The following is a 12,049-nucleotide window of genomic DNA, read 5'->3' as shown; positions in this document are numbered from 1 at the left end:
CTCATGACGTCCCGCGCCGCTTTGTCCGTCCTCGATTTCTGCACCATCTACCCGGGGGAATCTCCCTCTCAGTCCATGGCCAGGTCGGTCGAGCTGGCGCAACGCGCGGAGGCTTTGGGGTTTAAGCGCATGTGGTACACCGAGCACCACAACATGCCCTCCATTTCTTCCTCCTCCCCGGCGGTGCTCATCGCACACATCGGCGCGAAGACCGAGCGCATCCGCTTGGGCTCCGGCGGCGTCATGCTGCCGAACCACGCGCCCTATGTCATCGCCGAACAATTCGGTACCCTCGCCGAGCTCTACCCCGGCCGCATCGACCTCGGCCTGGGCCGCGCCCCCGGCACTGACATGCAGACCTTGGGCCGCGCCCTTCGCCGCGATGGCCACGCCGCCGAACGCTTCCCCGAGGACGTCAAGGAGCTGCAGGGCTACCTCTCCGGAAAGTCCCTCATCCCCGGAGTGAAGGCCATCCCCGGTCATGGCACCAACGTCCCCATCTACATCCTGGGATCCTCGCTGTTCGGCGCCTCGCTCGCCGCCAAGTACGGGCTTCCCTATGCCTTCGCCTCGCACTTTGCCCCGCAACACCTCGAGGCCGCCACGGCCTACTATCGCGAGAATTACCAGCCTTCCGAAGCCCACCCGGAGCCCTATGTCATCGCGGGTGTCAACGTCACCGCGGGTGATGACGCCGACGAGGAATTTGAAAAGGTCTGCTTCCGCCGCGTCAAGGCCTTTGCAGGTCGTGGCAAGCAGCTTAGCGACGCCGACGTTGCCCGCATCATCGATTCCCCGCAGGGCCAGCAGATCATCGGCATGCTGAAGTACTCCGCCGTGGGCAGTATCGAGCACGTGCGCGACTACCTCACGGAATTCCAAAATCTGGCCCAGGCGGATGAACTCATGATCTCCCTGCAATCCACAAGCCACGAGGCCGCCTTGGGTAACATGGTTAACCTGGCTCAAGCGTGGCAGCTGTAGGCGGACGCGCCCTCGCGCATCCGCGCTTCAACACATCACTACCCATCACAGCGTTTTCTACATAGAGGAGCATCACCGTGGCCCTTCGCGGTACACAGCAGCACAGTATTATCGCTGACTATCTGCGCAATCTCATTCGCAGCAAGAAGCTTTCCCCCGGTGATTTCCTGCCCAGCGAGGCCGAGCTGTGCCAGCAATTCTCCTCATCCCGCGGTCCCGTGCGCCAGGCCGTCGCGGCGCTGCGCTCGGAAGGCCTCATCTCCTCCGGCCGCGGCCGCCGCTCTGTCGTTCTCGGCCGTTTCACCTCGGAGTCCTTCGACTCCATCTACTCCGTAACGCACTGGCTGCGCGAGCGCGGATTCGAGCCCGGCGCCTCCACCCTGTGGCTGGGCCGCTGTCCCGCTACCGAAAGGGAGGCCGAGTTCCTGCGGGTAGAGCCCGGCTCCCCGGTTATCTTTGTGCACCGCGTGCGCAGCGCCAATGGCATGCCGATCGCCATCGAGCGCATGTTCTTCCCTGTCGACGTGGGCAGCCACATCCTCAACTTCGATGCCGATAATGAGTCCATCCACGATCACCTGCGCAAGCAAGGCGTGGAATTCGACAACGTCAACCGCGAGCTCTCGCTGGCTTCCGCCAGTGAGGAGGATGCGCGCTCCCTCAACGTGGAGCCCGCCACCCCGCTGTGGCGCCTGCACCTCGACATCTCGGATCACTCCGGGCATCCCGTCGAGTGCACCGAAATCCTGTACCTCGGGGACCGGCTAACACTTGGCATGACGAGCGTGCGGGGCACCACCTCCCCGCTCGAGGTCAAGTTGTCCGAAGGATGAAGGCCTGGTTAGGTGCGCTGGGGGTGATCGTGGGGGCGTCGCTCAGCGCCTGCTCCGCCGGTTCCACGGCGCTTGTTGATTCTGATTCCTCCGCGCTGACGCTGGCCACGACGACTCCCGCGACGTCCCTGGATTTCACCACCGTCGGCGGCGCCGCCATCCCGGCCGCGCTCATGAGCAACGTTTACGAAACCCTCGTGCGTATCTCCGCGCAAGGCGACATCGAACCGGGACTGGCCGAGTCCTGGGAGGTGGACTCCACGCGCTACACCTTCCACCTGCGCGAGGCCTCCTTCTCCAACGGCGAGGCCTTCACCGCGCACACCGCCGCGTGGTCTATCAACGCTGTGAAGACGGAGTGGACCAACGGGCTCAAGAAGCAGATGGACGTGGTGGAATCCGCCACGGCGGTGGATGATCACACGCTCGTCGTCGAGCTTTCTCGCCCCTCCGCCGGCTGGTTGTGGTCCATGGGCACCGTCATCGGCGCCATGCGCACCCCCACTGAAGCTGTAGGCACCGGCCCCTTCGCCGTCGCCGGCTTCTCCCCCAACGAGTACATCGCGCTGCGCGCCCGCCCGGACTACTGGGGAACCCCGGCGAAGGAAGACATCACCATCCGCTACTTCCCGGATTCCCTCACCGCGGTCAACGCCCTGCGCTCCGGCGGGGTCGACGCCGTGTGGGGCGTGCAGAACCCCGAGCTGCTCGACACCCTCGATGACTCCATCGAAACCGCAGTCGGCACCACGAACGGCGAGGTGCTGCTGTCCGTGAATAACCAGGCAGCGCCTTTCGACGACCCCCGCGTGCGCCGCGCCGTGGCTTATGGCATCGACCGCCAGGCCGCCAACGACATCCTCTGGGAGGGCCGCGCGAAAGACACCGGCGGCGCTCCGGTGCCGCCGACCGACCCGTGGTTTAGCGCCAAGGACTACTACCCTTACGACCCCGCGCGCGCCCGCGCGCTGATGGAGGAGGCCGGGGCCGTGGGCACGCCGCTCACGCTCACCGTGCCAAGCCTGCCCTATACGCAAACGCTCTCCGAGTTCCTCTACTCGCAGCTGACGGAGATGGGATTCGAGGTCACGCTGGAAACCGCCGAGTTCCCCGCCGTGTGGCTGAGCCAGGTGATGGGGGCCAAGGACTATCAGATGTCGCTCGTCGCGCACGTCGAGCCGCGGGATATCCCTACCATCTTTGGCAACCCGGACTATTACATCGGCTATGATTCGCCGCAGACCCGCACGTTGTTGAAACAGGATGACATGACAGGTGCGGTCGACCAGATCATGGAAGATATGCCCGCCCTGACCTTGATGAACATGCCCAATATCGTGCTCTACCGCGAGGGCCTAACCGGCCTGCAACCCAACCAGATCACCGATGCCATCGAGCTTAAAGGTGTGCGATGAGAATCCTGCGCTTCCTCGGCACCATGTGGGCCGCCTCCATCATCATCTTCCTGCTCATGCGGGCCGTGCCCGGCAACCCGGCGCGCGTGGCCTTAGGTGTTAACGCCACCGATGAATCCGTGGCGGAGCTGACCCACGCCATGGGCCTAGACCGCCCGCTCATCGTGCAATACCTGGAGTGGATGAAGGGCTTGTTGACCGGCAACTTCGGCGTCTCGCTGTCCTCGCAGCAGGACATCACACCGCTGGTGATTGACCGCGCGCAGGTCACGCTGTTGCTCATCGGGCTGGCCATCGCCCTCGCGCTGGCCGGGGCTATCCCCATGGGCATCCTGCTGGCCCGCTTTAGGCTCCCCGTGCTCAACGCCGCCACGCAGCTGGGTATCGCGGTGCCCAGCTTCCTGGTCGGTATCCTGCTGGTTGCCGTGTTCTCCGTGCACCTGGGCTGGCTGCCCGCCAACGGCTGGCAGCTGCCGCGCGAGGGTTTGAGCCACCTCGTGCTTCCTGTCATCTCGCTGGCACTGGTGCAGGGCGCCATGCTCACCCGCTACGTGCGCGCCACCCTCCGCGAGGAAATGGACAAGGACTATATCCGCACCGCCCGCTCCCTGGGTGAATCCCGCACCGGGGCACTGATCCGCCACGGCCTGCGCAACGCCGCCCTGCCCGTGCTCACCGTCACCGGCGTGCAGCTGAGCACCCTGGTGGTGGGCGCGGTGGTCATCGAGAACGTCTTCGTCATTCCAGGTCTGGGCTCGCTGCTTCTCGACGCCGTCTCCACCCGCGACCTCACCACCGTCCAGACCCTCATCATGGTCTTCGTGACCTTCACGCTGACCGTCAACCTGCTCACGGACCTGGTCTACCGGGTCATCGACCCGCGGCTGAAGGAGGCGCGATGAAACCCGGCTATATCCTGGTGGGCCTGACCGTCCTGCTTGCGCTGGTCTCCCTGGTGTGGACGCCCTATGACCCCAACCTCATCTCCGCCAATCGTCTGGCCGGCCCCAGCCTGGAGCATCTCATGGGCACCGACCGCTTCGGGCGCGATACCTTCTCCCGCATCCTCGCCGGCGCCCAGATCACCGTGCTGGTGGGCGTGGTAGCGGTGGCCATCGCCGCACTCATCGGCGTGCCGCTAGGTATCATCGCCGGGATGCGCGGCGGCGGTTTCATCATGGCGGCCACCGACCTGCTGCTCGCCTTCCCCGCGCTCCTGCTGGCCATCGTCGCCGGCGCGGTGTGGGGGTCGTCCACGCTCACGGCGACCATCGCCATCGGCATCGCCGGCATCCCCTCCTTCATCCGGGTCACGCGCTCCGGCACGCTACAGATCATGACGCAGGACTATATCGCGGCCGCCCGCATCTCGCGCGTGCCGCCGGCGCTCATCGCGTGGCGCCACGTCCTGCCGAACCTCGGCGGCATCGTGGCCATCCAGGCCTCCGTCTACTTTGCGCTGGCCGTCCTCGCCGAAGCCGGCCTGTCTTATCTCGGCCTGGGCACTGCCCCGCCGACCGCCTCATGGGGCCGCATGCTTCACGACGCCCAGCCCCTCCTGGCCACCCACCCCCTCCAGGCGCTGTGGCCAGGGCTGGCCATCGCCGGCACCGTCCTCGGATTCAACCTGCTAGGAAGCCATGCTGACCGTCACTGATCTGCGCGTGGGCCCCGTCGGCCCCCTCTCCTTTTCCATCGCACCCGGCGAGCGCGTCGGCCTCGTCGGGGATTCCGGCAGCGGCAAGTCCCTGACGGCCCTGGCCATCATGGGGCTTTTGCCTGATCACCTGCAGGCCACCGGCTCCATTCAGTTCAACGGCCAGGAGCTGCTGGGCATGCGTGACCGCGATCTGCGCAAGCTGCCGCTGGCCATGGTCTTCCAAGAACCCATGACCGCGCTCGACCCGCTGATGAAGGTGCCCGGCTTCAACCGCTTCCCGTACCAGCTTTCTGGCGGGCAGCGCCAGCGCGCGCTCATCGAGATGGCCATGGCCCGCCGCCCCAAGCTCCTCATCTGCGATGAGCCGACCACCGCGCTGGATCCCTTCACCCAGGAAGAAATCCTGACCACCATCGTGGAAGCCGCGGACAACGAGGACACCGCGCTGCTGTTTATTAGCCATGACCAGGATGTCGTCAAGCGCGTGTGTGACCGCGTCGTGCGCATCGGTGAGCTCACCACGCCCGATCTCACCCCACCACCCGTACCTACCTTGGGCGAGCCCGTCATCACGCTCACAAACGTGACCAAGACTTACCGCGGGGTGACCGCGCTGGACGACGTCTCCCTCACCGTCCGCGAGGGCGAGCGCCTCGGCATCGTCGGTGGTTCCGGTTCCGGCAAATCCACGCTGCTCAAGCTGCTCACCGGTTTGGCGGAGCCGACCTCGGGAACAGTGGACGTCGCCAAGCGCGTGCACATGGTCTTCCAAGACCCCAAAGGCTCTCTCAACCCGCGCATGCCTATTTGGAAGATCGTGGCCGAGGGCGGCGGGACGCGCGAGGAGGCCGAGGCCGTGCTGCGGGAGGTCGGCATCGAGGACTTCGAGCGCTATCCGCGGGACTTCTCCGGCGGGCAGCGCCAACGCATCTCGCTGGCGCGCGCCGTGGTGGGTAAGCCGGATATTCTGCTGGCGGATGAGGCCGTCTCGGCGCTGGATGCCACCTCGCGGGCCCAGGTCCTGGAGCTGCTGCAGCGCGTGACGAAGGACATGACGCTGGTGTTTGTCTCCCACGACATCGACGTCGTGCGCCACTTGTGCCCCACGGTGGCGGTCTTGCAGGACGGTCGGCTGGTCGAGCGCGGCGAAGCGAGTAAGGTGTTCTCCCGATATGGAACACCCTCTGCCGCAACGCCCTAACGCCCTTCAGCTCTTTACTGCCTTCAACACCTCCGCGCGCCGCTGGCCCGGTGCCCTGCGCGCGGCGTTGGCGATCATCATCCCGGGCGGGATTGCTGTTTTAACGGGCCACCCGGATGCGGTGCTGCTCATTTCCGCCGGCGCCTTCTCCGTCATCTACGGCGAGGGGCACCCCTACCGCACGCGGCGCCGCGTGATCCTCACCGCTGGCGGGCTGCTCACGCTGGCGGCTACGGCCGGTTCCCTCGTCGGCGTGCACGGCCTGGCACTGTCCGCGGTGTTTACGGTGGCACTGGCCACGACCGGCGCGTTCGTGCAGAATGCGCTGCGGCTGCCGCCGCCGGGGTCCTTCTTCATCGTGATGGTGGCCGGTGGTTCCACCATGCTGCGCGGGGTCTCCCCGTGGGAGGTGGCCGCGTGGAGCCTGGCCGGCGTGGCGGCGGGCTACGTGCTGGGCATGGTGCCGCGCTTTAGGGATCCGCACGGCCCGGAAACGCGCGCGGTGGCCGCGCTAGAGAAGGCCGCCGATGCCTTCCTTCACTCGGACACCGATTTCTTGGCCCGCCACCACCAGGCGCAGTCCGCTATCTCCACCGCCTGGCAAGCGCTTGCCGACGCCGGCGTCATCCGCGGCCGCCGCATCCGCCGCCCCGCCCAGGCGGAGCTGGTTCACCGCGCGCTGGCCGCGCAACAGCGCATCGTGGCGCACCACAAGCAGGTGGGCGGCAACTCGGATCAACTCTCTGATTCCCCCACCTACGTCGACCCTGACCGCACCGCCATCCCGCACACCAAGCCGACGATGCGCTACCGCTTCTACCGCGCTGCGGTAGGCAATTCCCACGCTGTGGTGACGGCGGAGAAAATCGCGCTCGGCGGAATGGTCACCGCGTTCATCGGATTGGCGCTGGGGCTTAACCGCCCGGACTGGGGCGCGGTGTCGGTGCTCCTGGTCTTGCAGTGGGGCCCCGACCGGGTGCCGGGGACGATTCGCGGCATCCAGCGCATGCTGGGATCGGTTTTGGGCGTGTGTCTCTTCGCTCTCATCGCCTCCTTGAGCCCGCACGGCTGGGGGCTGGTACTCGCGTTGGCCTTCTGCCAGTTCTGCGCGGAGATTCTGGTGGTGAAGAACTACGCGCTGTGCGTCATCTTCTCCACCCCACTGGCGCTGCTGATGGGTAATTCCTCGGAGCATTTGGCCCACACCATCGGCTCGCGCATGGCGGAGATTGGGCTCTCCGTGGTCGTGGCGATGCTCTTCCTGTGGCTGTGGAAACCGCGGGCCCAGATGACGAACCACTACCGCCTGCAAACGCGCTGCTTCGAGGCGATGGCAGCCTTGCTCGGCTCCCTGCTTATCAAGACCCCGGAGGAGGCGCTGGCGCAGCGCCGCGACCTGCACTACGAGCTGCTCTCGGAGCGGCGAAGCATCCAATCACTTGCCACCAACCACTCCGATATCAGCCAGTTCTGGCAGCGCCACACGGCTCTGCAAACCGCCGGTTACTTCCTCCTCGACTTCTGCGTGGTCAACCCGCTCTCACAGCCCAGCCGCGCGGAGCTCGACACACTCATTGAGAAGATCACCGCGGCGGAAATGCGCCAATGACCTCATAGTGCGCACCCGCCGCGGAGTACTCGCGTGCGCACAGAAGAGGCGGATTATTTCACCGTGAACAACAGGTTCGGATCGAGGACGTGTTCCTCCACGAGCTCGAAGAGGGCAAAGGCTTCCTCCAGCTCACGGACATTCTCATCAAAATTAGGCAGCGACATGGCATTCCAATCGACGCAGAAATAAGTGCCTTCATCCTAGCTCACAACGCTGTCACTTCGCGCACCTGCGATAATGGTGAGGGTGAACACTCGAAAAATCTACCGGTCCACCCGTTGGCCTCTATCCCCACAACATGCACCCGGGCTTGGTTCCCGGAATCGGTGTGGAGGATCAACGCAACGCTTTCACCCTCGATAAAATCACCTTCTTCAGCACTGCGACCTTCGTCGTAGCCTTCATCATCTGGGGCATCACCTCACCGGAGTCCGTCTCCGCCGCCTCCTCCACGGCCTTTTCCTGGGCCATCACCAACGCCGGGTGGCTGCTCAACATCACCATGATGATGGCCGTCGTCACCATGCTCTACATCGGCTGCTCCCGCCGCGGCCGCATCAAACTCGGCAGCGATGACGAGGAACCCGAGTTCGGCTGGTTCAGCTGGGTGGCCATGATGTTCGGTGCCGGCATCGGCGTCGGTATCTTCTTCTACGGCCCTTCGGAGCAGCTCTCGCACTACATCACCCCGCCTCCCCACACTGTCGACGGCAACAGCGTCGAAGCCCTCCACCAAGCAATGGCCCAAGCGCACTACCACTGGGGTGTCTCGCCCTGGGCGGCCTATGCCCTCGTCGGCGGCGCCATCGCCTACTCTTCCTACCGCCGCGGCCGCGTTCCGCTGGTGTCCTCAATTTTCAAGCCCCTGTTTGGCTCCCGCGATACCGACGGGCCGCTGGGCAAGCTTATCGACATCCTCGCACTCGTCGCCACGCTCTTCGGCACCGCCGCCACGCTGGGGCTCTCCGCTATCCAGATCGGCCAAGGAGTCTCCATCATCCGCGGCGCAGGTCCGTTGACCAATGCCGTGCTCATCGTGATCATCGCCGTGCTGGGGTGCGGGTTCATCATCTCAGCGGTCTCTGGTGTCTCCCGCGGCGTGCGCTACCTGTCCAACTTCAACATCACGCTCACGCTCGGCCTGGTCGTCTTTGTTTTCTTCACCGGCCCAACCTTGCTCCTGCTCAACCTCGTGCCCTCCGGCATCGTCACCTACATCGACCAGCTCTTGCCCATGATGGCCAAGGGCCTGTCCTGGGGCGATGAAACGATTGAATTCCAGTCCTACTGGACCGCCTTCTACTGGGCATGGTGAATCGCGTGGACGCCCTTCGTCGGCATGTTCGTCGCCCGCATTTCCCATGGCCGCACGCTGCACGAATTCACCGCCGTCACCGTCTTCGCGCCCTCCCTCATCCTCATTTTGGCCTTCACTATCTTCGGTGGCACGGCCATTACTTTCCAGCGCGAGGACTTGCCCAACTTTGACGGCTCCGCCTCCGGCGAGCAGGTGCTCTTCGCTATGTTCGATAGCCTGCCGCTGAGCAGCATCACGCCCTTCATCCTGATCGTGGTCCTAGCGGTCTTCTTCATCACCTCGGCCGATTCAGCGTCGATCATCATGGGCACCATGTCCTCCAAGGGCGACCCCGCCCCCAACAAGTTCATCGTCATCTTCTGGGGACTGTGCATGATGGGCATCGCCATCGTCATGCTGCTGACCGGCGGCGAGGACGTACTCACCGGCTTGCAGAACCTCACCATCCTCTCGGCGCTGCCTTTCTGCATCGTGCTGCTCGTCATGATGGTGGCCTTCATCAAGGACCTGCGCTCCGACCCGATGTTCATCCGCCGCGCCTACGCGCGCGCCGCGGTGGAAAACGCCGTCGTGCGCGGCATCGAGGAGCACGGCGATGACTTCGAGCTCACCGTCGAGCACGCCGACGAAGGCCGGGGTGCCGGCTCCGACTTCGACTCCTCAGCGCACCGCTACACGGACTGGTACCAGCGCACCGATGAAAAGGGCGAGAATGTAGACTACGACTTCGACACCGATACCTGGGCCGATGGCTACGACCCGAACACTGAGCAGAAGGAGAAGTAAATGGGGATCCCGGACGACGTCGTCCTTGAGGGCTATACCCTCATCGAGCAGCACGAAATTGACCACGAGTTCCTCATCAACGGCTCCCCATTCGCTGCGGTAACTCCCCTGCTATTCGCTCTCACCATCGCCGGCATGCTCCTCGTGGCAGCCAGCTTCTTTCTGCGCGGCAGTCGCCGCATCATCGCTGGCCTGCTCGGCGCGGTCCTCACTCTCACAAAGTTGTGGTGGATGCCCATTGCACTTGCCCGCCAGTTCAACGACAGCCAGGTCTTCGGCTACGCGCTGAAGTACTACCCCCAGTACTGGCCGGCGGCGTCCATCATCGTGATCGTCATCGCGCTGCTCGGCCTCGCCTCCGCGTTTATCCGCCGGCGCTAGCGCGCTTCCAACACCGCAATCGCGATGTGCACCCGGTTGGTGCCGCCCAGCTTGTCCAGGATGTGCTTGATGTGGGTTTTCACCGTGGTCACGGAGACGTAGAGCTGCCCCGCGATCTCCTGGTTGTCCAGGCCCTGGGCCACCAGCTGCGCCACCTCGTTCTCGCGCTGGCTTAAGCCCTCCAGCGGGCGGGGCCCAGGCGCCTTTGTCTCTGCCGGCGCGGGCTCAGGGTGCTTGAGCGCCAGCAGATTCTTCAGGGCCTTCGGGCTCAGCAGCTGCTGCCCCGTGGCGGCGGCCCGCACCGCCGAGACCAGGCCCTCCGGCTCGATGGTCTTCAGCAGAAAGCCCATCGCGCCCGCGTGCAGCGCATCCACAATGAACTCATCCGTATCAAAAGCGGTGAGCATGACCACCGGGATATCCGGCGCGCTGGCCCGCAGCTTCCCGGCCGCCTCGATGCCGTCCATCACCGGCATGCGGATATCCATGAGGACAACGTCCGGTTGCAGGTCCAGCACGCGGGCCACGCCATCGCGCCCATTGCTGGCCTCGGCCACCACCTCAATGTCCGGCGCGCCCTCGAGGATGAACCGGATGCCGCGCCGCAGCGCCTGCTCGTCATCGACCAATACCACTGAAATCATTACGCACGTGCCTCCTCAGGGAGTTCGAGGACCCAGGTGAAAGTGGAGGCGTCGTCAAGCACTGTGAAAGTACCTCCCGCCAGCCGGGCGCGTTCCTCCAACCCCAGCAGGCCGTTGCCGCCACCGGACTCTGGCTGCGCAGCCACTTTCTTGTTCTGCATGGTCACCCGCACTTTATCCTCCTCGTTCTCCACGGTGAGCGTCACCTTCTTCCCCGGCGCGTACTTGCGCGCGTTGGTCAGCCCCTCCTGCACGGCGCGGCCCAGCGTGTGGGCGGCTAGTGTGCTCAGCTTATCGACGTCCCCCTTCTTATAGCGCACCTTCGTCCCCGCCGCGCGAGCGCGCCCGATGTGTTCCTCGATGCTCGCGCGCGGATCCACCCGGTCATCCACGCGCAGCGCCTTGATCACCCCGCGCAGGTCCTCCACGGCGGCCTTGGCCTCCGATTGGATGGTGTCTGCCGCCTCGGCGACCCGCTCCGGGTCGGCGTCCTTGCGGTAGCTCAAGCCTCCCGCGTACACGGAAATAAGGCTGAGCCGGTGCGAAAGGGAATCGTGGATATCGCGGGCAATGCGGTTGCGTTCCTCCAGGCGGGCGCGCTCCTCGCGCGAGCGCAGCTGATCCTCGTTGAGCTCCGCCAGGCTCACCAGCGTGACCTCGCGCTGGCGGCGCTGCGCGCGCACCGAGCCCGTAATCCAGGCAACGATAAGAAAGAGGCTTCCATAGAACACGTAACCAAAGGGATCGAAGATGTTCATCCGAATGTAAGGCACAGAGATAATGGTCACACACGAGGCCACGAACACCGCCGTCCCCGCCAGGGACCACCGCAGTCGGCCGCGCGAGATGATTGAAATCAACACCACCAGCACTGACAGCGACAGTGGGCGAAACCCGCCTAGTACCAGGACGAGCAGAGCCGCAATCAGCACCACCGGGTGGCCGGGGTACTCCTCGTGGATGTTGCGCTCCCGCCGTGAGTGGTGCAGGGCGAAGGGCAGCAGAATCCACGTGGCGAAGCTAAATAGACCCATCAAGCCCAAAACAAGGGCTTCCTGATCCGTCCCCTCGAAGTTTTCGATATGGGGGATCCATGCCGCCAAATCCGCCACCACGCAGAGCAGAATGAGCAGCACCGTGATCCACAGTGGTCGCGTCTTTCTCGTCATGGTTGCCACGATAGTTCTCCCTGCGTTCCGGAAAATCCTCCCTGCG

At 64.8% G+C, this 12,049-nt stretch carries 10 protein-coding genes and 1 pseudogene; 9 read left to right on the top strand and 2 right to left on the bottom strand.

Going from position 1 to position 12,049, the window contains the following annotated elements:
- Positions 1-3: 3 nt before the first annotated feature.
- The 9 genes and pseudogenes from ACUY3D_RS07180 (at position 4) to ACUY3D_RS07140 (ending at position 10,190) form a co-directional block, all read left to right on the top strand.
- Positions 4-984 carry an LLM class flavin-dependent oxidoreductase gene (locus tag ACUY3D_RS07180; RefSeq protein ID WP_448240717.1) on the top strand — a complete coding sequence of 327 codons (981 nt, stop codon included), beginning with the start codon at positions 4-6 and terminating at the stop codon, positions 982-984.
- 77 nt (positions 985-1,061) lie between these two features.
- Positions 1,062-1,817, top strand: a complete 756-nt coding sequence (locus ACUY3D_RS07175) for a GntR family transcriptional regulator (RefSeq protein ID WP_070564718.1) — start codon at positions 1,062-1,064, stop codon at positions 1,815-1,817.
- Complete coding sequence (locus ACUY3D_RS07170; RefSeq protein ID WP_448240715.1) at positions 1,814-3,232, top strand: ABC transporter substrate-binding protein; 1,419 nt, start codon at positions 1,814-1,816, stop codon at positions 3,230-3,232. Before ACUY3D_RS07175 ends, ACUY3D_RS07170 begins: the two co-directional genes overlap by 4 nt.
- Positions 3,229-4,134 (top strand): ABC transporter permease, encoded by a 906-nt coding sequence (locus tag ACUY3D_RS07165; RefSeq protein WP_448240713.1) that lies wholly within the window; start codon positions 3,229-3,231, stop codon positions 4,132-4,134. Before ACUY3D_RS07170 ends, ACUY3D_RS07165 begins: the two co-directional genes overlap by 4 nt.
- Positions 4,131-4,889 carry an ABC transporter permease gene (locus ACUY3D_RS07160; protein WP_448240712.1) on the top strand — a complete coding sequence of 253 codons (759 nt, stop codon included), beginning with the start codon at positions 4,131-4,133 and terminating at the stop codon, positions 4,887-4,889. The genes ACUY3D_RS07165 and ACUY3D_RS07160 overlap by 4 nt, the downstream gene beginning before the upstream one ends.
- Positions 4,873-6,093 (top strand): ABC transporter ATP-binding protein, encoded by a 1,221-nt coding sequence (locus tag ACUY3D_RS07155; RefSeq protein WP_448240711.1) that lies wholly within the window; start codon positions 4,873-4,875, stop codon positions 6,091-6,093. The genes ACUY3D_RS07160 and ACUY3D_RS07155 overlap by 17 nt, the downstream gene beginning before the upstream one ends.
- Positions 6,065-7,702 carry an FUSC family protein gene (locus ACUY3D_RS07150; protein WP_448240709.1) on the top strand — a complete coding sequence of 546 codons (1,638 nt, stop codon included), beginning with the start codon at positions 6,065-6,067 and terminating at the stop codon, positions 7,700-7,702. The genes ACUY3D_RS07155 and ACUY3D_RS07150 overlap by 29 nt, the downstream gene beginning before the upstream one ends.
- Positions 7,703-8,003: 301 nt before the next feature.
- Positions 8,004-9,809: pseudogene (locus ACUY3D_RS07145) on the top strand (BCCT family transporter).
- On the top strand, positions 9,810-10,190 hold the full coding sequence (locus tag ACUY3D_RS07140) for a cell division FtsX domain-containing protein (RefSeq protein WP_070519547.1): 381 nt from the start codon (positions 9,810-9,812) through the stop codon (positions 10,188-10,190).
- Here the strand turns inward: ACUY3D_RS07140 and ACUY3D_RS07135 are convergent.
- Both ACUY3D_RS07135 and ACUY3D_RS07130 read right to left on the bottom strand, forming a co-directional pair.
- A complete protein-coding gene (locus ACUY3D_RS07135) occupies positions 10,187-10,834 on the bottom strand; it encodes a response regulator (protein WP_070597426.1) in 648 nt (215 codons plus the stop codon). The genes ACUY3D_RS07140 and ACUY3D_RS07135 overlap by 4 nt on opposite strands.
- The gene (locus ACUY3D_RS07130) at positions 10,834-12,003 is read right to left on the bottom strand and encodes a sensor histidine kinase (protein WP_227486269.1); all 1,170 of its coding nucleotides are present in this window, start codon (positions 12,001-12,003) and stop codon (positions 10,834-10,836) included. The genes ACUY3D_RS07135 and ACUY3D_RS07130 overlap by 1 nt, the downstream gene beginning before the upstream one ends.
- Between the last annotated feature and the right edge of the window lie 46 nt (positions 12,004-12,049).

The organism is Corynebacterium guaraldiae, from assembly GCF_053480195.1.
The sequence above is the reverse complement of the archived record's forward strand: the minus strand, read 5'-3'. Positions and strand labels throughout refer to the sequence as shown.

Coding starts and splice junctions, on each gene's coding strand:
- ACUY3D_RS07180 (WP_448240717.1), top strand. CDS start 4: ATGACGTCCCGCGCCGCTTTGTCCGTCCTCGATTTCTGCACCATCTAC.
- ACUY3D_RS07170 (WP_448240715.1), top strand. CDS start 1,814: ATGAAGGCCTGGTTAGGTGCGCTGGGGGTGATCGTGGGGGCGTCGCTC.
- ACUY3D_RS07165 (WP_448240713.1), top strand. CDS start 3,229: ATGAGAATCCTGCGCTTCCTCGGCACCATGTGGGCCGCCTCCATCATC.
- ACUY3D_RS07160 (WP_448240712.1), top strand. CDS start 4,131: ATGAAACCCGGCTATATCCTGGTGGGCCTGACCGTCCTGCTTGCGCTG.
- ACUY3D_RS07155 (WP_448240711.1), top strand. CDS start 4,873: ATGCTGACCGTCACTGATCTGCGCGTGGGCCCCGTCGGCCCCCTCTCC.
- ACUY3D_RS07150 (WP_448240709.1), top strand. CDS start 6,065: ATGGAACACCCTCTGCCGCAACGCCCTAACGCCCTTCAGCTCTTTACT.
- ACUY3D_RS07140 (WP_070519547.1), top strand. CDS start 9,810: ATGGGGATCCCGGACGACGTCGTCCTTGAGGGCTATACCCTCATCGAG.
- ACUY3D_RS07135 (WP_070597426.1), bottom strand. CDS start 10,834: ATGATTTCAGTGGTATTGGTCGATGACGAGCAGGCGCTGCGGCGCGGC.
- ACUY3D_RS07130 (WP_227486269.1), bottom strand. CDS start 12,003: ATGACGAGAAAGACGCGACCACTGTGGATCACGGTGCTGCTCATTCTG.